Origin of the sequence: Nocardia sp. NPDC057455, assembly GCF_042802775.1 — a bacterium.
Lineage (GTDB): Bacteria > Actinomycetota > Actinomycetes > Mycobacteriales > Mycobacteriaceae > Nocardia.
The window spans coordinates 1-17,648 of the sequence record NZ_JBHVDM010000011.1 but is presented as its reverse complement, the minus strand read 5'-3'; the positions used below and the strand labels follow the sequence as shown (position 1 = coordinate 17,648).

16 protein-coding genes are annotated in these 17,648 nt (G+C 69.4%); 9 read left to right on the top strand and 7 right to left on the bottom strand.

Features of this window, described 5'->3' with window-relative positions:
- The first annotated feature begins 91 nt into the window (after positions 1–91).
- The 3 genes from ACFU5M_RS06605 to ACFU5M_RS06595 all read left to right on the top strand — a co-directional run bounded on the left by ACFU5M_RS06605 (position 92) and on the right by ACFU5M_RS06595 (position 4,684).
- Positions 92–1,405 (top strand): sensor histidine kinase, encoded by a 1,314-nt coding sequence (locus ACFU5M_RS06605; protein ID WP_379044829.1) that lies wholly within the window; start codon positions 92–94, stop codon positions 1,403–1,405.
- Positions 1,406–1,555: 150 nt separating this feature from the next.
- Positions 1,556–2,251 carry a response regulator gene (locus ACFU5M_RS06600; protein ID WP_379044825.1) on the top strand — a complete coding sequence of 232 codons (696 nt, stop codon included), beginning with the start codon at positions 1,556–1,558 and terminating at the stop codon, positions 2,249–2,251.
- 69 nt (positions 2,252–2,320) lie between these two features.
- The gene (locus ACFU5M_RS06595) at positions 2,321–4,684 is read left to right on the top strand and encodes a protein kinase (protein WP_379044822.1); all 2,364 of its coding nucleotides are present in this window, start codon (positions 2,321–2,323) and stop codon (positions 4,682–4,684) included.
- 45 nt (positions 4,685–4,729) lie between these two features.
- Here the strand turns inward: ACFU5M_RS06595 and ACFU5M_RS06590 are convergent, their stop codons facing one another.
- The 4 genes from ACFU5M_RS06590 to ACFU5M_RS06575 all read right to left on the bottom strand — a co-directional run bounded on the left by ACFU5M_RS06590 (position 4,730) and on the right by ACFU5M_RS06575 (position 8,130).
- Positions 4,730–5,128: a rhodanese-like domain-containing protein gene (locus ACFU5M_RS06590; protein WP_379044819.1), complete on the bottom strand. Its 399-nt coding sequence runs from the start codon at positions 5,126–5,128 to the stop codon at positions 4,730–4,732.
- On the bottom strand, positions 5,125–5,673 hold the full coding sequence (locus tag ACFU5M_RS06585) for a cysteine dioxygenase (RefSeq protein WP_379044816.1): 549 nt from the start codon (positions 5,671–5,673) through the stop codon (positions 5,125–5,127). The genes ACFU5M_RS06590 and ACFU5M_RS06585 overlap by 4 nt, the downstream gene beginning before the upstream one ends.
- 177 nt (positions 5,674–5,850) lie before the next feature.
- Positions 5,851–7,122, bottom strand: coding sequence for a cytochrome P450 (locus tag ACFU5M_RS06580; RefSeq protein WP_379044813.1), 1,272 nt, complete (start codon positions 7,120–7,122; stop codon positions 5,851–5,853).
- An 804-nt stretch (positions 7,123–7,926) separates the two neighbouring features.
- Positions 7,927–8,130, bottom strand: a complete 204-nt coding sequence (locus tag ACFU5M_RS06575) for a hypothetical protein (protein ID WP_379044810.1) — start codon at positions 8,128–8,130, stop codon at positions 7,927–7,929.
- A gap of 166 nt (positions 8,131–8,296) precedes the next feature.
- Here ACFU5M_RS06575 and ACFU5M_RS06570 point away from each other — a divergent pair, with 166 nt between their 5' ends.
- The 5 genes from ACFU5M_RS06570 (at position 8,297) to gatB (ending at position 13,930) form a co-directional block, all read left to right on the top strand.
- Positions 8,297–9,184 carry a hypothetical protein gene (locus ACFU5M_RS06570; protein ID WP_379044807.1) on the top strand — a complete coding sequence of 296 codons (888 nt, stop codon included), beginning with the start codon at positions 8,297–8,299 and terminating at the stop codon, positions 9,182–9,184.
- An 82-nt stretch (positions 9,185–9,266) separates the two neighbouring features.
- Positions 9,267–10,301: an ATP-dependent 6-phosphofructokinase gene (locus tag ACFU5M_RS06565; protein WP_379044804.1), complete on the top strand. Its 1,035-nt coding sequence runs from the start codon at positions 9,267–9,269 to the stop codon at positions 10,299–10,301.
- Positions 10,302–10,503: 202 nt separating this feature from the next.
- Positions 10,504–10,947, top strand: a complete 444-nt coding sequence (locus ACFU5M_RS06560; protein ID WP_379044801.1) for a hypothetical protein — start codon at positions 10,504–10,506, stop codon at positions 10,945–10,947.
- Positions 10,948–10,983: 36 nt separating this feature from the next.
- The gene (locus tag ACFU5M_RS06555; protein WP_379044798.1) at positions 10,984–12,360 is read left to right on the top strand and encodes an alpha/beta hydrolase family protein; all 1,377 of its coding nucleotides are present in this window, start codon (positions 10,984–10,986) and stop codon (positions 12,358–12,360) included.
- Positions 12,361–12,424: 64 nt separating this feature from the next.
- Positions 12,425–13,930 (top strand): Asp-tRNA(Asn)/Glu-tRNA(Gln) amidotransferase subunit GatB, encoded by a 1,506-nt coding sequence (gene gatB / locus ACFU5M_RS06550; protein WP_379044795.1) that lies wholly within the window; start codon positions 12,425–12,427, stop codon positions 13,928–13,930.
- Positions 13,931–13,934: 4 nt separating this feature from the next.
- Here the strand turns inward: gatB and ACFU5M_RS06545 are convergent, their stop codons facing one another.
- The 3 genes from ACFU5M_RS06545 to ACFU5M_RS06535 all read right to left on the bottom strand — a co-directional run bounded on the left by ACFU5M_RS06545 (position 13,935) and on the right by ACFU5M_RS06535 (position 16,493).
- Positions 13,935–14,867, bottom strand: coding sequence for an SMP-30/gluconolactonase/LRE family protein (locus ACFU5M_RS06545; RefSeq protein WP_379044792.1), 933 nt, complete (start codon positions 14,865–14,867; stop codon positions 13,935–13,937).
- Positions 14,868–14,931: 64 nt separating this feature from the next.
- Complete coding sequence (locus ACFU5M_RS06540) at positions 14,932–15,564, bottom strand: NAD(P)-dependent oxidoreductase (RefSeq protein ID WP_379044789.1); 633 nt, start codon at positions 15,562–15,564, stop codon at positions 14,932–14,934.
- Positions 15,561–16,493, bottom strand: a complete 933-nt coding sequence (locus tag ACFU5M_RS06535; protein ID WP_379044786.1) for an EamA family transporter — start codon at positions 16,491–16,493, stop codon at positions 15,561–15,563. The genes ACFU5M_RS06540 and ACFU5M_RS06535 overlap by 4 nt, the downstream gene beginning before the upstream one ends.
- Before the next feature lie 78 nt (positions 16,494–16,571).
- Here ACFU5M_RS06535 and ACFU5M_RS06530 point away from each other — a divergent pair, with 78 nt between their 5' ends.
- Positions 16,572–17,459: a LysR family transcriptional regulator gene (locus tag ACFU5M_RS06530; RefSeq protein ID WP_379044783.1), complete on the top strand. Its 888-nt coding sequence runs from the start codon at positions 16,572–16,574 to the stop codon at positions 17,457–17,459.
- Positions 17,460–17,648: the final 189 nt, after the last annotated feature.

Here is a 17,648-nt window from a genome sequence, read left to right as displayed (position 1 = left end):
AGGGACCCGAATGCGTCTCCGCCCACGGTAGGAGTGGCAGCCCGCTCGCGGGACGATGTACCGGCCCGGATGCGGCGGCTAGCCTTACAGGATGGGTTCGACCGGCGTCGCCGAAGCATCGCCCGGTACGCCTCGCGCGGGCCGCGCGCGGGCCTCGATGCGGCGCGTTCGGGAGCGGTGCGCGGAGTTCGCGCGCGACCCGATCGCGGCCTTCCGGCGCAGCGTCGAGGAGCTGCCCTACGACTACCCGCCGTCGGTCATCGTCAGCGTCGATATCGCTGTCTTCGCGGTCGCGGTCGCGGCGGCGGTGCAGCGGCACAGCTACTTCCCGTCGCCGCTTCCGATCATCGCGGTCCTGCTCACCTGTGCCTTCGGTCCGCTGCACGCGTTGCTCGGCGTGCTGCCGCGCCCGCTGTTGCTCGGCGTGCTGGCCATGGCGGCCGAGGCGCTGTTCCTCGCCCAACCGGTCGCGGCCGACTTCGCGCCGTTCGTCCTGGTGGCCGCCGCGGGGGAGATCGCGGCGATCGCGCCGAAACGGGTGAGCATTCCGCTCACGGTCGCGATGATGCTGCAGCTGGTGGCCTTCGATACGATCGGCCACGTCCCGGAGGGGCTGCCCACCTATCTGGTCGGCATCGCGTTCGGCTGGATGGCCGGGCTGATGCTGCAATATCAGCGCCGCTTCCTCTACCAGGAACGCGGCTACCAGGACATCCGCGCGGCGCAGGCCGCCGACGAGGAACGCCACCGGATCGCCAGGGAAGTGCACGACGTGATCGCGCACTCGCTGAGCGTCACGCTGCTGCATCTCACCGCCGCCCGGCACGCGTTGCAGACCGACCGCGACGTGGACGAAGCCGTGGAAGCGCTGACCGATGCCGAGCGGCTCGGCCGACAGGCGATGGCCGACATCCGCCGCACGGTCGGCCTGCTCGACGCGCGACCCTGGAAGCAGGTGCCGGAACCGGGCGTGGAGGACATCGAGGACTTGGTCGGTGATTTCGTTCGGGCCGGTCTGGACGTGCGCTACGACCGCGACGGCGATCTCGGCGCGGTGTCACCCGCGGTCGGGCTGGCGCTGTACCGGATCGGTCAGGAGTCGCTGGCGAATGTCGTCAAGCACGCGCACGGCGCGTCCGCCAGGGTCCGGCTCGCGGTCGACGCGACGATGGTGACCCTCACGGTGGACAACACGGTGCCCGCCGGACTGCCCGCCCACCGTGGCGCGGGCATGGGACTTTCCGGCATGCGCCAGCGTGCCGAACTGCTCGGCGGCCGCATGACCGCAGGCCCGTCCGATCGCGGCTGGTCGGTGCGCGCCGGTATCCCGCTCGCGCCCGGCAGCGGCGGATTGTCGTGTCCGGTGCTGCCCGGTGCCGCGACGACCACACGGGAGGGTTCGTGAGCGTCGGCGAGCGGACCGGGTGCGGCGTGCCGTCGCGCACGATAGGGCCGGGCGTCAGGAAGGGGCGGTGGTGAGTGAGCGTCGGCGAGTGAACCGAGGATGTAGCGTGCCGTCGCGCACGGCCGAGCCGAGCGTCAGGGAGATGCGATCGTGAGCGTGGCCTCGCCCGCGAGTGGCGAAGACGCGGTGACGGTGCTGGTGGTCGACGACCAGGAACTCGTGCGCGGCGGTTTGCGGCGAATCCTGCGCAGGCGGGACGGATTCGTGCTCAGCGAGTGCGCCGACGGCGACGAGGTCCCGGCCGCCGTGGCCCAGGCCCGTCCCGACGTGGTGCTGATGGACCTGCGGATGAAACGCGTCGGCGGTATCGACGCGACCAGGATGTTGCGGGCGCGCGACGGGGCTCCGCCGGTTCTGGTGCTCACCACCTTCGACGACGACCAGTTGCTGTCCGGGGCGCTGCGCGCGGGCGCGGCCGGATTCATCCTGAAGGACTCGCCCGCCGAGGACCTGATCCGCGCGGTGCGGATGGTCGCGGGCGGCGGAGCCTGGCTCGACCCCGCGGTGACCGGTCGCGTGCTGTCGGCCTACCGCACGGTGCGCCCGGTTCGCACCCCCACCGATGCCCGCCTGTCCGAATTGACCGCGCGCGAGTACGAAGTGCTCGAACTGATCGGGCGCGGCCGGGTGAACGCGGAGATCGCTCGCGAACTCGGCATCTCGGAAGTGACCGTGAAAAGTCATGTGGGACATATCTTCGGGAAGCTCGAGCTGCGAGATCGCGCCGCCGCGATCGTGTTCGCGTTTGACCATGGGGTGGTGACACCCGGAGAATCCACTGTGTGACGGGTAGGCGCCGATCGCGTACCGCGTGATCTCGTGTGCGATCCCTGCCCGGGATGCGGAGGATGACGGGTGCAGGAACCTGGGCCGAGAACCGGCACGCGGTTCGGGCCGTACGAACTGCGGTCGTTGCTGGGCAAGGGGGGAATGGGGGAGGTCTACGAGGCATACGACACGGTCAAGGACCGCGCGGTCGCGGTCAAGCTGCTGTCGGAAGAACTCGCCAAAGACCCGATGTACCAGTTGCGTTTCCGGCGCGAATCACAGGCCGCCACCCGGCTGGCCGATCCGCACGTCATCCCGATCCACGACTGGGGCGTGATCGACGGGGTGCTGTTCATCGACATGCGGTTGGTCCGGGGCGTCGATCTGCGCACCTTGTTGCGCACCAAGGGGCCGCTGAGTCCCGCCCGCACCGTCGGCATCATCGAGCAGATCGCCTCGGCTCTGGACGCCGCGCACGCGAGCAATCTGGTGCACCGCGACGTGAAACCGGCGAACATCCTGGTCACCGACACGGATTTCGCGTATCTCGCCGATTTCGGCATCGCGCACACCGAGGGCGACAGCGCGGTGACCTTGGTCGGGATGGCCGTCGGCTCCTACATCTACATGGCCCCGGAACGCTTCGACGTCGGACCGGTGACCGGCCGCGCCGATGTCTACTCGCTGGCGTGCGTGCTGCACGAATGCCTGACCGGAGCGACGCCGTTCCCGTCGGCCAGCATGAACGTGCTGATCAAATCGCACATGTCCGATCCGCCGCCGCGACCGAGCACCCAAGCGGGTGGTATTCCGGCCGCGTTGGACGAGGTGGTGAACCGCGGTATGGCCAAGGACCCGGCCGACCGGTTCCCGACCGCGACCGCGCTGGCCAGGGCGGCCCGCGCGGCTCTCACCTCCGCGCCGGCCGCCGGGCCGACGCTGGTGGTGCGGGCGCCCGACCGGTCGCAGCGCGCCGGTGCGGCGGCCGCGCCGGAATCGACGGGCGAGTTGTCGCTTCCCGCGGTGATCCACCCGAGCGCGCCGACGGTGGTCCGGCCGGCGGAGTTTCAGTTCACGCCGCTCCCGCAGGCGGAAGCGACCCCGCCGCCCCCACCGGGGCCACGAGCGCCGTTCACGCCGGAAGCGGGATTGCCTCCGATACGCCCCTTCCCGGACGCCCACCTGTACCCGGAGACCCAGGCGTATCTGGAGTCCGCGGGATACCCGCAGGCAACGGAGCATCCGGCCCCGCCGACGCAGGTGTACCGGCAGGATTTCGCCGATTCGGCCGCACGGGATTACTTCGATTCCGGGCAGTCGTACGCGGAGCAGCCGGGTGACTTCGCGCAGGCCGGTGCCGATGTCACGCGTAGTTATGCGGAGCCGACCGAGGTTCGGGCGTATTCCGATATGCCGCAGTTGTACACGGAGCAGCCGGACGGCTTCGCGCAGGCCGGTGCCGATGTCACGCGTAGTTATGCGGAGCCGACCGAGGTTCGGGCGTATTCCGATATGCCGCAGTTGTACACGGAACAGCCGGACGGCTTCGCGCAGGCCGATGTCGATGTCACGCGCAGGTACGCGGAACCGACCCAGGGGCAGGCGTATTCCGATATCCCGCCGCAGACCTATGCACAGGCGCCTGAGTACGCCTTCGCCGAGGTACCGCATCCGGGCGCCGAGAATTACCCGGAGACTGCGCACTATCCGGATCGAGGAGCGCTACCCGGCTCGATCGCCCCGCAGGACGCGTCGGAGTATCTTCCCGCGCCGGACTCGGTTCCGCCTCGGTACCCGGTACCGGCAGCGCAGGACGGCTACGCGCGCACCGACTATCCGCCGCACGGCGACTACCCCGCGCGCACCGGCCATCCACTGGGCCGCGACGAGCCGGAGTACGGCTATGACGCCTACGACGAGGACGATTACTCCTCGTCGCGTCCGGGTCGCTCTATCGCGCTGCCGATCATGGCGGCCGTCTTCGCCATCGTCGCGCTGACCGTCGGCGGCGCGATCGCCTGGCAGTCGTTCGGCTCCGGCGAGGTCGAGCCGACCTCCTCCGCCGCCGGTTCCGAGGCGCCCGCGACGGCCGCGCGTCCCAGTGCCCAGGCGCCGAGCCGCACGTCGGCCTCGTCCGCGACGTCCACCGGGGCGAAGCCGACGGCGGTCTCGCTTCCCGCCGGCGCGAAACCGTGCGGCCAAGGGCAAGCCGCCTCCGGGACGTTCACCCAATCGGCGACGGGTACTCCCGTGACCAGCTGCGCGTTCGCCGAAGCGGTGCGCAGCGCCTATGCCGCGACCGGCCCGGCACAGAACGCGACCCGCGACGCACCGCGCACGGTCGTCGCGACCAGCCCGGTCACCGGCCGGTCCTACACCATGACCTGCCTGCCCGAGGGCCAGCTCGTCACCTGCAGCGGCGGTGAGAACGCGGTCGTGTACGTCTACTGAGGGGGTACGGCCCAGTGGCGCCGCACGGCCGGAATCGAGGTTCGGCTAGGGCACGGCCGGGGTTCCGCCCGGAACCACCGGCAGGCCCGCCGCCTTCCACGCCCGGAACCCCCCCTCGAGGTCGGTCACCCGGCGCAGCCCCAGACGCAGCCCGTCGGCGGCCGCGAGACTGGAGGCGTAGCCCTCGTTGCACACGATCACCACCGGGGTGTCCGAGGTGAGGTTCGACAGCCGGTGTTCGCCATTCGGGTCGAGGCGCCATTCCAGGACGATCCGTTCGACCACCACAGCGCCGGGTATCTCGCCCTCGGCGATCCGGTTCGCGTGCGGCCGGATGTCCACGATCAGTCCACCCCGGGACTGCACCGCGGCGGCCTGCTCGGGTGTCACCCGCTCCAGTCGCGCCCTGGCGCGCGCGATCATGTCCTCGGCGCTTGTACTCATCGTGCACCCACTCCGCTCACCGACGTTCCTGCGAAGTCCGTCAGCGTACGGTATTCGCGGACCGGCCGGAGCGGCGGCGAGTACGCGTGCACCGACGCGGCGGGCCACAGCTTGTCGTTGCGCAGCTGGTGCGCTCGATCGGGGCCGAAGCCGACCGTGTCGCCCGCTCGCCGTTCCGTCTTCCGGACCGAGCCGCCGAGGTGCAGGTATTCCTCGCTGAGTTCGCCCACGGTCATGGTGAAGGCGCCGGACGCGCCGCCGTGGTCGTGTGGTTCGGTGCCCTGTCCCGGGGCCCAGGACAGCAACCACAACTCGACGCCCATGGTCAAGGCCAGGCGGGTCCACCAGCGTTGCTCGGCATCGAATCGCACGATGTCCAGCAGCGGCGTCGCCAATTCCGCGGCCACCAGGCTGGTCAGCCGATGTAATTCCGCAGCCGACCACAGCGCCCGCTCCGGGTGGATGGCGTCTCGAACCAGCGGCACGTCGAGGTCGGGATGGATGTCGCGCGCGTGCTTGAGGTTCACCGGAAGGAAAGTGGTCACATGTGCTCCTGACGGGATCGGTCGGATGAGCGCTTCGCGGTTGCCGCGTGGATTCTCCGCCGTGACGGCACGTTTGGCACCAATCACGATCAGCGCGAACAAAACTCGATCGACCGCCGGCAGGCTCGGTCGTACGGTGCCCGTGTTGCTGCCGCCGTACCGTGCGGGCGCAGTTGTCTACCCGAACGCGGGCATCGGTGGCGACTCCGGGAACACGACGGGCAACGATACGAGGGCCCGGTGGAACGGACCCGGTCGCCAGGTCAGCTCCTGCGCCGGGACCGCGAGTTGTATCTCGGGCAGCGCGTCGAGTAGCTGATCGATGGCGTCCTGTGCGATCAGGTAGGCCATCGATCTGGCAGGGCAGGCGTGCGGTCCGGCTCCCCAGGCGAGGTGCGCGCGGCTGTCGGTGTACTCGCCGGTGTGGATCGCCGGGTCGTGGTTGCATCCGGCCATGCTGATCACGACCGGCTGGTGTGCGGGCAACCAGACGTCGTCGATCAGGATGGGCTGTTTCGGGTAGCTGAAGCAGTAGTTCGCCCCTGGCGGGTCGTCGAACAGCACTTCGTCGAGTGCGTCGCGGGTGGAGAGGCTGCCGCCGAATAACCCGCCCGCGAACCGGCGATCGGTGAGCATCAACCGCAATGTATTGGCGATCAGGTTCTGCTGGGGTTCGATGCCCGCCCCGTACAGGGTGACCAGTTGATGGATCATCTCCATGTCGTCGAGCGCGGCGGGGTGGCGCAGTAGTCGCGAGGTGATGTCGTCGCCCGGGTTTCTTCGCTTCATCTGCACCAAGTCGTAGAGCGCGTCGGCGAGCATCGCGTTGCCCTTGTCCGCGTTGACGCCTTCGAAGATGGCGGCCATGCCCATCGCGACCTGCTGCCCGATCTCCGGCGGGCAGCCGAGCACCGAATTGAGCACCGCGAACGTGAGCGGGAACGCGTACTGGCTGATCAGGTCCGCCGCGCCGTCCTGGCAGAAGGCGTTGATCAGCGGAACCGCGACCTGTTCGGTCGTCGCGTGCAACGCGTGCAGATCGACCTCGTCGATACTGGCGACATTCACCTGCCGGTAGCGCTGATGCTCGAATCCGGTGTTGCGCAGAGCGTTCGGCCGCCACTCCATCATCGGCAGGATCGGACAGCCCGCGGGAATGCCCTGCTGCCAGGTCCGTGGGTCCGCGGGGAAGTGCACCGGGTCGTTGAGGATTCGCAGTGCCGTGTAGTAGCCGATCACCAACGTGGCGGGCACATTCGGCGCCAATTCGATCGGTACGATCGAGCCGTACCTGCGGCGCATCTCACGGTAGGCGCGATGGGGGTCGGCGGCGAACGCCTCCGTGTACAGCGCGACCCGGGGACCGTCGCTGTCCAGCGGCGAACCATGCTGTACGGGGCAGGTTTTCGTGCTCTCGGAGGTGGATTGCGAAGACTGTGGCGTGGACAAAGGGCATGACTCCAGAAGGGAAGGCGCTTCGCCGACGCGTGCGGTCACAGGGTCGGCTATGCGCCGGGCAGGTGCATGTTTCGCGATGTGCTACGGGATCGTAAGCAGTTCGCACCCGATGGCGAGGTGGTTTCAGCCGCTCGATCAGTGAATGTGGAGTTATCCGCTGACGCCCGTCGGCCGGGCTCGGTCTCGCCGGATCGCACTGCCGCGAATGCACCGGCCGGGCGAATCTCCGGTTCCCAGAGCTGGAATCGTGGAGCGTGAGGTGGCTAAGTAATTACTGTGAGATTGCGCGGCAGGGGGAGCGGCAGGTCCGGGCTGACCGGCTTCGGGAGTAGCACCGCCACGGCCGGGAAATCCGGAGTCGGCGGGCGTGCGACGGTCTCGTCCCGTCGAGCCGGTGTTCCATGTCATCGGGGCGGATGTGACGGCACCGACGGCAGCCGGCAGTGAGCCCCGGCCTCGCCGATGGGTGGATCGCGGCCGGGGACCGTGCCGCCCCGATCGCCGGCGCAGCCGGACCCGAGCGCCCGCGCGGTGCGCCGGAAGCGCGTATGGACGCGGGTCTTCGGCCGGGTGTGATACGCGCGGCGGCCCACTATGTGACCGTCGGTGCGGTGCGGTGCGGTGCGGTGCGGTGCGGTGCCCGTCGTCGCATCCTCGGTTCGAGGGCTGTGCGCCGGTAATCCTGCGGGGCCCGAGGCATCACGTCGTGAAGCCCGCCGAACGCGCTCGCTGAAAAGCCCGACCACGCGATGCCACGCCTCGGCACCCGATAAATCCTGCGGTAATACTTCGATGCTATTGAGCGTGACCGGACTGCGGCGCTCGGTCCGGCAGTGCGAATGGCGGCCAGGAGTTTTCGGCGAACTGGGGCGTATTCAATTCATCTAGTACGTTCTCCGGGATAACGAGAAGCAGTTCTCGGGTGAGGCCGGTGGCGAGCAGCGCCGCAGCCGAGCCCGGCCGCTCGGCGACATCGGGCGGGTAGGTGGAGGTGTCCATGCTTGCTGACCACGCCGTCATCACCTGGCGGGGCCACAAGGATCAGCCGACCCGTGGCCGCGCCCCCGCCGTCGCGGTCGGCGACCGGGGAGCCGGGCAAGGACGGTGTCGGGACGCCGAACCGACAGCGCAGCCCGGCGGAGTTCGCGAAAAGAATGTGTCGAAAATGTCTACTGATCTATTCCGCAGAACTCGTACCGTTCTGGGTTGTGCGGCCCTTGTCGTCTCTCTGGTAGCCGGATGCGGAACCGACCGCACGGAAGACGCGTCCAGCGAACCCAGCATCACCGAGGCCGCGGCGCGTACCGACCAGAAGGGCTTGTCGCTCATCGTCCCGGGCACCCTGGCGGCGAGCTATGCCGAACTCGCGGCAGGTGTGCGCGGGAAGCTCGGCATGGCCATCATGCCGGTCGGTGGCGAGCAGGCGGTCACCTTCGGCGAATGGACCAGCGGTCCGGCTTGGTCGACGATGAAGGTCCCGCTGACCATAGCCGCGCTCCGGCGCAGTCCGGGCAGCTCGAACTACGCCGCCTCGGCGGCGATCACGCAATCCGACAACGCCGCCGCCGACGTGCTCTGGCAGTCGCTGGGCACCGCGCAAGAGGCGGCGCAGGCCGTGCAGGCGGTGTTGCGCGAGGGCGGTGACAGCAAGACCGTGGTGCCCGCCACCCGGACCCGTGCCGAGCACTCGGCCTTCGGGCAGGCGGACTGGTCGCTGACCGACCAAGTGCGGTTCGCCTCACGGTTGCCCTGTCTGACCGGGACCGAGCGCGTGACCTCGCTGATGGAACAGGTCATCACCAGCCAGCGCTGGGGTCTGGGCGAGTTCGGCGGCGCCGAGTTCAAGGGCGGCTGGGGGCCGGACACCTCGGGCGCCTATCTGGTGCGCCAGTTCGGGATCATCAACATCCCCTCGGGGCAGATCGCCATCGCGATCGCGGTACAACCCGAGTCGGGATCGTTCAGCGACGGCATGAACGTGCTGGACAGACTCGCCACCGTCGTCTCCCAGCATCTGGACGAACTGGCCGGAGGGCGCTGCCCGGCCGCGTGAGGTCATTCGTCCAGGTCGGTGTTACGCGACGTTCACGGGGGCGGGGCTGCCCAGATCGGACATGAAGGGCAAGATAGCGGCCATGCGCATCGGAGTTCTGACCGGAGGCGGAGACTGCCCAGGACTGAACGCGGTCATCCGTGCCGTCGTTCGTACCGCGAACGGCCGTTACGGAGACGCGATCGTCGGCTTCGAGGACGGTTGGCGCGGTCTATTGGAGGATCGGAAGATCCAGATCCGCAATGACGACCGCACCGACCGGATCCTCACCAAGGGCGGCACCATCCTCGGCACCGCCCGCACCAACCCCGACGTACTGCGCGCAGGCCTGGGCCGGATCAAGCAGACCCTGGACGACAACGGCATCGAAGCGCTGATCCCGATCGGCGGCGAGGGCACGCTCACCGCCGCGAGCTGGCTGTCCGACGAGGGCGTTCCGGTGGTCGGCGTCCCGAAGACCATCGACAACGACATCGATTGCACCGACGTCACTTTCGGCCACGACACCGCGCTGAACATCGCCACCGAGGCGATCGACCGGCTGCACACCACCGCCGAGTCGCACCAGCGCGTCATGCTCATCGAGGTGATGGGCCGTCACGCGGGTTGGATCGCGATCGGGGCGGGCATGGCGGCGGGCGCGCACCTGACTCTCGTGCCCGAGGTCCCGTTCGAGGTGGACGAGGTGTGCGCCATGATCAAGCGGCGCTTCCAGCGCGGCGACAAGCACTTCATCTGCGTGGTCGCCGAGGGGTCGCACCCGGCGCCGGACTCCGGATTCACCCTGCGCGAGGGCGGTATCGACGAGTTCGGCCACGAGCGGTTCACCGGCGTCGCCCAGCAGCTCGGCGTGGAGATCGAGCGGCGCATCGGCAAGGAGGTCCGCACCACCGTGCTCGGCCACGTGCAGCGCGGCGGCAGCCCCACGCCTTACGACCGGGTGCTGGCCACCCGTTTCGGCCTGCACGCGGCCGAGGCGGTGCACGCGGGCAAGTTCGGTCAGATGGTGGCGCTGCACGGCACCAGCATCGACCTGGTCCCGCTGTCGGAGGCCACCAAGCAGCTCAAGCGGGTGCCGCCGGAACGCCACCGCGAGGCGGAGGCATTTTTCGGGTGAGCCGCAGCCGTCTCGGCCACCGTCGGAGGTCGGCACCGTCGAGCTGAAGCGACGGTTTGCTCGCTTCGCCTGTGCGGATACCAGCGCCGAGGAACGCGCACAGGTGGATGGGGTCTTCGGGGAAGACCGGCTCGATGATGCCCCCGAGGGGTGCTGATCTTCTTCGGCGTGTCCGCGCACGTGCCGGGATACCCTGGCCGGTATGGCCGAACTCCTCGTGCACGACCTGCCGGATACCGCCGCCGACGTCCTGCGCCGCCGGGCGCGCGCGGCCGGGCTACCGCTACAGCAGTACCTCGGGCGTGAGCTGGTCGCGCTGGCACTGCGCCGCACCCCGGACGACGCGGTCGTCGGATTCCTGCAATCCGAGGGGTGCGACCTGGCGCCGGAGATCGACGCGGACGCCGTAGCGCTCGTGCGGAGTTACGAGCTGCCGATCGAGGCGCTCGACGTCCTGGGCCGGCGCGCACGCTCCGCTGGGCTGCCGCTGCGGGAGTACGTGCGCCGCGAACTGATCCGGCTCGCTAGGCAGTCCACCGTCGAGGATGCATTGCTGGAATTCCGTGAGTTGCAGGAACAGGAGCCGGGCCTGCGCCTGGATATGGCGGAGATCGCTGCGGCGGTGCGGTACGCGCGCGGCGAATAGCCGGGGACGGTCCGGATCGTCGGTACTGTGAGTCGCATGCGCAGTGGGCGACTGATCGCGTTGGCTCTGTTCGTCATCGCGGCACTGGTGGCAGGGTGTTCGGAGTCGAATCCGCCCGAGCCGACCACCGGGGACTGGCACGGCGCCATCGAGGTCCCCGGTCAGCCCCTGCAAGTCGGAGTGAGCTTCCGCGACGACGGTACGGCCACCATCGACATCCCCTTGCAGGGCGTGAGCGGCACGCAGCTGAAGGACGTCAGCACCGACCGCAACGGTGTGTCGTTCGCGATCCCCGATATTCCGGGTGACCCGGTGTTCCGTGGCGAGTACGAGTCCGGAAGCGACCGGATCACCGGCGATTTCACCCAGGCGGGCCAGAGCTTCCGGCTCACCCTGAGCCGAGGAAAGGTGACGCCGCCGGCTCGCCCGCAGGAACCGAAGCCGCCGTTCCCGTACAAAACCGAGGACGTCACCTATCGCAACGGCGACCTCACCATCGCGGGCACCTTGACCGAACCGCAGGGGCCTGGCCCGTTCCCCGCCATCCTCATGATCTCCGGAAGCGGCCCCCAGGACCGCGACGAGGAACTCATGGGCCACAAGCCGTTCCTGCTGCTGGCCGACACCTTCACCCGCGCGGGCTACGCCGTGCTGCGTACCGACGACCGCGGCGTCGGCGGCACGGGCGGCAAACTGGACGACGCGCACTACGCCGACCTGGCCGAGGACGCCGCCGCGGGCGTCCGCTTCCTGCGCGCGCGCTCCGACATCGACCCGGCCCGGGTCGGGCTCTTCGGTCACAGCGAAGGCGGCTACCTCGCCCCGCTGGTCGCCGCGCGCCCGGACAGCGGCGTCGCGTTCGCCGTCCTGATGGCCGGGCCCGGCGTCCCCGGTGCGGACGTGCTCATCGAACAGACCCGTTTGCTCGCCGCCGCGAACGGCACTCCCGCCGACCAGGTGCAGGCCCGGGTACGCGACACCACCGAACTGGCCGCCCTGCTGAAAGCAGGTGACCTGGACGGCGCGAAGCAGCTGGCCGTCCGGCAGAACCAGTCCCTGCCCGCCGAACAGCGCGTGCCGGACGAGCAGGCGGCCGCGCAGATCACGCCGTATCTGGCCGCCTTGGTCGCCTACGATCCGGCGCCCGCCCTCGCCGCCCTGCGCGTCCCCGTGCTCGCGTTCTTCGGCGGCAAGGATCTCCAGGTGCCCCCGGCGCAGAGCGAGCAGCCCATGCGCGACCACCTCGCCGCCGACCCCGATGCGACCGTCCACGTCTTCCCGGGGCTCAATCACCTGATGCAGCCCACCGAGACCGGCCGTCCCAGCGAATACAGCACCATCGAGACGACCATCGCTCCGGAGGTGCTCGACTACCTCACCGGCTGGCTGCGGCAGCGGATCCCGGTGAAGTAGCGCGCCGCCACGCGACCCGAGAGCCGCTGCGCTGCGACGGGAGCGTTTACCTAAACTGATGGCCATGAGCGCACCCACGGTCGACCTGATGGATTACTCGGATGTCCTCGCCCGGTTCGAGCCGGTGCTCGGCATGGAGGTCCACGTCGAGCTGAACACCGCGACGAAGATGTTCTGCGGTTGCCCGACCGAGTTCGGCGCCGAGCCGAACACGCAGGTGTGCCCGGTGTGCCTCGGTCTGCCCGGTTCGCTTCCGGTGGTGAACCAGAAGGCCGTCGAGTCCGCGATTCGGATCGGGCTGGCGCTGAACTGTTCGATCACCCCGTGGGGCCGGTTCGCGCGCAAGAACTACTTCTACCCCGATCAGCCGAAGAACTATCAGATCAGCCAGTACGACGAGCCGATCGCCACGAACGGGCACCTGGACGTGCTGCTCGACGACGGCAGCACCTTCCGCGTCGACATCGAGCGGGCGCACATGGAGGAGGACACCGGTAAGTCGGTGCACATCGGCGGCGCGACCGGTCGCATCCACGGCGCGAGTCACTCCCTGCTGGACTACAATCGGGCGGGCGTGCCGTTGATCGAGATCGTCACCAAGCCGATCACCGGCGCGGGGGAGCGGGCGCCGGAGGTGGCGCGGGCCTACGTGACGGCGCTGCGCGACCTGCTGAAGTCGCTCGGCGTCTCCGACGTGAAGATGGAGCAGGGCTCGCTGCGCTGCGACGCGAACGTCTCGCTGATGCCCGTCGGCGCAACCGAATTCGGCACCCGCACGGAGACCAAGAACGTCAACTCGCTGCGCAGCGTCGAGGTCGCGGTGCGCTACGAGATGCGCAGGCAGGCCGCGGTGCTCGCAGGCGGCGGCACGATCGTGCAGGAGACCCGCCACTTCCACGAGACCGACGGCTCCACCTCGCCCGGCCGCCGCAAGGAGACCGCCGAGGACTACCGCTACTTCCCCGAGCCCGACCTCGAGCCCGTCGCGCCGGACGCGGAGTGGGTGGAGCGGCTGCGCGGCACCATCCCCGAGTACCCCTGGCTGCGCCGCGCGCGCATCCAGTCCGACTGGGGCCTGTCCGACGAGGTGATGCGCGACCTGGTCAACGCGGGTGCGCTGGATCTGATCATCGCCACGGTCGACGCGGGGGCCCCGGCCAACGAGGCGCGCTCCTGGTGGGTCGCCTACCTCACCGAGAAGGCCAAGGAGCGCGAAGTCGCGCTGGACGAGCTGCCGATCACCCCGGCCCAGGTCGCCGAGGTGATCAAGCTGGTCGATGCGAAGACGATCAACAACAAGGTGGCCAAGCAGGTCGTCGACCACGTGCTCGACGGCGAGGGCGACCCGGCGCAGATCGTCGAAGCCAAGGGCCTCGGCATGGTCAGCGACGACAGCGCCCTGCGGTCGGAGGTGGAGAAGGCCCTGGCCGCCAACCCCGACATCGCCGACAAGATCCGTTCCGGCAAGGTGCAGGCGGCGGGCAAGATCGTCGGCGACGTCATGAAGGCGACCCGCGGGCAGGCCGACGCGGCCCGCGTCCGCGAGCTCGTGCTCGCCGCTTGCAGCTGACTCCCTATCGGGGTCGATCGACAGCGACGGAGCTGTAAAGCGTGCTCGAGGTCGGCGGCGTGGTGTAGCGGGCGTTCGGCAGGTACAGGTGTTCGCCGAACGCGGCCACGGTCGTCGGTACGTCGAAACGCGGGTCGGTGACGCGCCGTTCGACCGTGCCCCTCGTACCAGCGGGATCGAGCGCGACCACGGCGATCGCGTTCGACCGGTTCTGGACGACGAACAATGTGCTGCCGCACAAAAGCAGTCCGTCGCCGTCGGGCAGCGACTCGGCGCCGAGATCGATCCGGCGCGTCGCGCCGGTCGCCGGGTCGACGCGGAACAGTCGGCCGGTCACCGACTGCATGACGATCAGCCCGGCGCCGTCCGGCGTGCGCACGATCCCGTTGGCGTTGATCGCACCGGGCTGATATCGGATGTCGCCGGTCAGCGGGCGTCGCACCACAGCCGTCGGCGGCGGCAGAGCAGCGTTCGCGCCGATGGGCAGGTGGTACAGCACGGGCGTTCGAGAGTCGGTGAACCACGCGCCCGTGGGCGTGAGCACCACGTCGTTGACGAACGTGTCTGGCGGCGTTCCGAGCCGGTAGATCGCCTGCACCGCGCCCGTGCGGGTGTCCACGACGCGGGCGTCGCCTCCGGTGCCTCCGGCGACGAAAAGCCGGTCGTGGTGGTCGACCCGCATCCCGAGTGCCGGTGTACCCGGCCCGGGGCTCAGCATGTCGCCTCGTCCGGTTACCAGGTCGGCGCGGTAGACGGAGCCGTCGGCGCGCGAGCCGAAGTAGGCCACCGGGCGCGATCCGATCGCGATGCCCTCCGGTTGGAACCCGGCGGGGAGGCCGATCGTGGTGAGAAATTGTGTCGCCGTTCGGTCGGTGGAAACCAACGTCGTAGCGCCGAGGCAGGCGAGCGCGGCCGAGAGTACGAGGACTCGTCTCAATCGTTTCCTCCGTCGTCGGGACCGCCGATGCGCGATGACGCGCGGCAGTCCTGGGCGTTCGAGCTCAGTAACCGACCGTGAAATGTCTGCTCTCGCTCGGGTTCTCGAGTTCGTCCAGGATGGCCACGGCGAAGTCCTCCGCCGAGATCCGGGACGCGCCGTCGGCGCTGGTGACGAGGGTGGTGGTGCCACGCCGATACTTTCCGGTGCGCCGGCCGGGTTCGAGGAGGGCGGGCGGGCTGAGATAGACCCAGTCGGCCGGATGTGTTCGGCAGGTTTCCCATTGCGCGACGCTGGCGGCGGCGATGGTGCGGATCGCGGGCGGTACGTATTCCGGACTGTCGAGAACGAGCCGATCGGGGTGCCCGGGAATTCGGAGCGGGGCGGCGCCGCCGACCACGAGGATGCGCGTCCGGGTAGCCGTGGCCGCGTCCAACAGGGCGGTCGTAGTCGCCGCGACGGAGTGTTCCTGCCCGGAGCCAGGGCGGGTCGCGGCTACGATCGCGTCGATGCCGTGGAACAGTTCACTCATTCGAGCGGGGTCGTTCGCGTCGCCCTCGACCGCGGTCACCCCCGCAGACAGGGCGGCAGGCGGCTGTTTCCGGACTACGGCGACGATCTCATGACCCCGACTCGCGGCTTCGTCGACGACGCGCGAGCCGACCATGCCGTTGGCTCCGACGACGGCGATCTTCATTTCAGTACCCCTTCGGGTGTCGAGACGGTGTGGGATGAGCGGCTGGGTGCGGGGAGCTGTCCCGCGACGATCGCGGCGAGCGCGAGCCCGAACCCCGCGAGTTGGATCGGGCCGAGCGTCTGGCCGAGCAGGATCGCGCCGAGAACCGCCGCGACCAGCGGCGAGAGCAGAACGAGCACCGCGACCGAGGTGACCGGCAAGGTACCGATGCCGCGGAACCAGAGAACGTAGGCGAGCAGACCGCCGACCAACCCCAGCCAGAGGTAACCGAGGACAGCGGGCGGGTCGATAGCGGGAGGCGAACCTTCGACAAGGAACGTGAGGGGCAGCAGGAACAGGCCTCCCGCGGTGAGTTGCCAACCGGCGAAAGCGGTGGGACCGGCTTCAGCGGGCCGTCCCCACTTCTTGGTGAGCGTCAGGCCGAGCGCCATCGACGCCGCGGCGCCGAGGCCCGCCACGATTCCCGCGAGGTCGAGGGTCGCATCCGGGCCGATCACCACCAAGCCGACGCCGACGACGCCGATCGCGCCCCAGGCCATGCGCCACACCGAGGGGCTCTCATACAGGACCGCCACGGCCAGGACGGCGACGACGAGCGGCTGGGCCGCCGCCAACGTCGCGGCCACCCCGCCCGGTAGGCGTTCGGCGGCGAGGAACAACAGCGGAAAGGGCAGCCCGATGTTGAGCACGCCCAGCGCCGCGGCTTTGCCCCACCAGGCTCCCCACGGCAGGGTCCGCGTGAACGCCAGCGCGATCACACCCGCGGGCAACGCGCGCAGGAGTCCAGCGAAAAGCGGGTGCCCCGGTGGAAGAAGCTCGGTGGTGACGACATAAGTCGTACCCCAGGAGGCGGGCGCGAGCGCCGTCAGGACGGTGCGAGGGAGATCTCCGTTTCTGCCGGAAATCCGCTGTGCTGTTGAACTTTCCACGTTCGCAGTCTCGCCCGGCACGATCAATGAGTCCAACACATGTTTGTCACTTCATCGATCTCGATACACGATTGATCCATGGAGCTTCAGCAGATGCGGTACGTTCTCGCCGTCGCCGAGACGAACAGCTTCACCCGTGCCGCCGAGCGATGCCTGGTGGTCCAGTCCGCGCTGAGTCATCAGATCGCGCGCTTGGAACGGGAATTGGGCGCGAGACTCTTCGAACGCACCAGCCGCCGGGTCCGGCTGACCCCGGCCGGTGCGGCGTTCCTCCCGGCCGCCCGCCAGTGCCTGGACGCCGCCGAGCGCGCGGCAGCCGAGGTCGCCGCGGCGGTCGGAGAGGTACGCGGACGGCTCGCCGTCGGCCTGATCCCCACCGTCGCCGCGGTCGACATCCCGGAGGCGCTGCGTGACTTCCGTGAACGGCACCCGCACGTGCGCATCAGCCTGCGGGTGGGCGCGAGCGAAGAACTCGTCGAGCGCGTCGAACAAGGAGTGATCGACGTGGCTTTCCTCGGCTTGCCGACCACGGCCCGGCCCCGGAGTGTCGCCGCCCATGAACTCGCCCGGGACCGGCTCGTCGCCGTGGTCGCGCCGGACCATCCGCTCGCCGGTGCGCCGGCCGTCGACCTGCGCAGACTTTCTTCGGAAGTCTTCGTGGACCTTCCGGCCGGTACCGCGGGCCGCCTCCAATCCGACCAAGCCTTCGCGGCCGCCGGTCTCGACCGCGATGTCGCCTTCGAAGTGACCAGCGCGGACTACATCGCTCGGCTCGTCCGCCCCGGCCTCGCCGTGGCCATGCTTCCCTCCACCTACGTGCCGCAGCTCGAGGGTGTGGTCACCATCGAGGTCTCCGACGCACCGGCTCGCATCGAATACGTCATCTGGAGCCGCAGCCGCCCACCCGCGGCCACCGCCTTCCTCGCCGTTCTCGGCATTCCGGTACCGGATCGGGAGAACTCCTGAAGCACGTCGGTTCCTAGGCGGCTCGGCCCTCGCCCCTTCGGCAAGGCAAGGGCAGGTCGTGCCATCCCAGGCTCACGCGCCCACTCCAGCTCGACCACCGGTTCCGAGCGAAGCGAGACCGAGCATGTGCCGTTCGCGGCCCGGTTCGCGTCCGAGTCGGCGCCGCGTCCGCGACGAAGTCACCAGCGG

What these genes read in the sequence shown, in the direction of transcription:
- ACFU5M_RS06605 (WP_379044829.1), top strand. Translation starts at nt 92, where the DNA reads ATGGGTTCGACCGGCGTCGCCGAAGCATCGCCCGGTACGCCTCGCGCG.
- ACFU5M_RS06590 (WP_379044819.1), bottom strand. Translation starts at nt 5,128, where the DNA reads ATGAGTACAAGCGCCGAGGACATGATCGCGCGCGCCAGGGCGCGACTG.
- ACFU5M_RS06575 (WP_379044810.1), bottom strand. Translation starts at nt 8,130, where the DNA reads ATGGACACCTCCACCTACCCGCCCGATGTCGCCGAGCGGCCGGGCTCG.
- ACFU5M_RS06570 (WP_379044807.1), top strand. Translation starts at nt 8,297, where the DNA reads ATGTCTACTGATCTATTCCGCAGAACTCGTACCGTTCTGGGTTGTGCG.
- ACFU5M_RS06565 (WP_379044804.1), top strand. Translation starts at nt 9,267, where the DNA reads ATGCGCATCGGAGTTCTGACCGGAGGCGGAGACTGCCCAGGACTGAAC.
- ACFU5M_RS06560 (WP_379044801.1), top strand. Translation starts at nt 10,504, where the DNA reads ATGGCCGAACTCCTCGTGCACGACCTGCCGGATACCGCCGCCGACGTC.
- ACFU5M_RS06555 (WP_379044798.1), top strand. Translation starts at nt 10,984, where the DNA reads ATGCGCAGTGGGCGACTGATCGCGTTGGCTCTGTTCGTCATCGCGGCA.
- gatB (WP_379044795.1), top strand. Translation starts at nt 12,425, where the DNA reads ATGAGCGCACCCACGGTCGACCTGATGGATTACTCGGATGTCCTCGCC.
- ACFU5M_RS06540 (WP_379044789.1), bottom strand. Translation starts at nt 15,564, where the DNA reads ATGAAGATCGCCGTCGTCGGAGCCAACGGCATGGTCGGCTCGCGCGTC.
- ACFU5M_RS06530 (WP_379044783.1), top strand. Translation starts at nt 16,572, where the DNA reads ATGGAGCTTCAGCAGATGCGGTACGTTCTCGCCGTCGCCGAGACGAAC.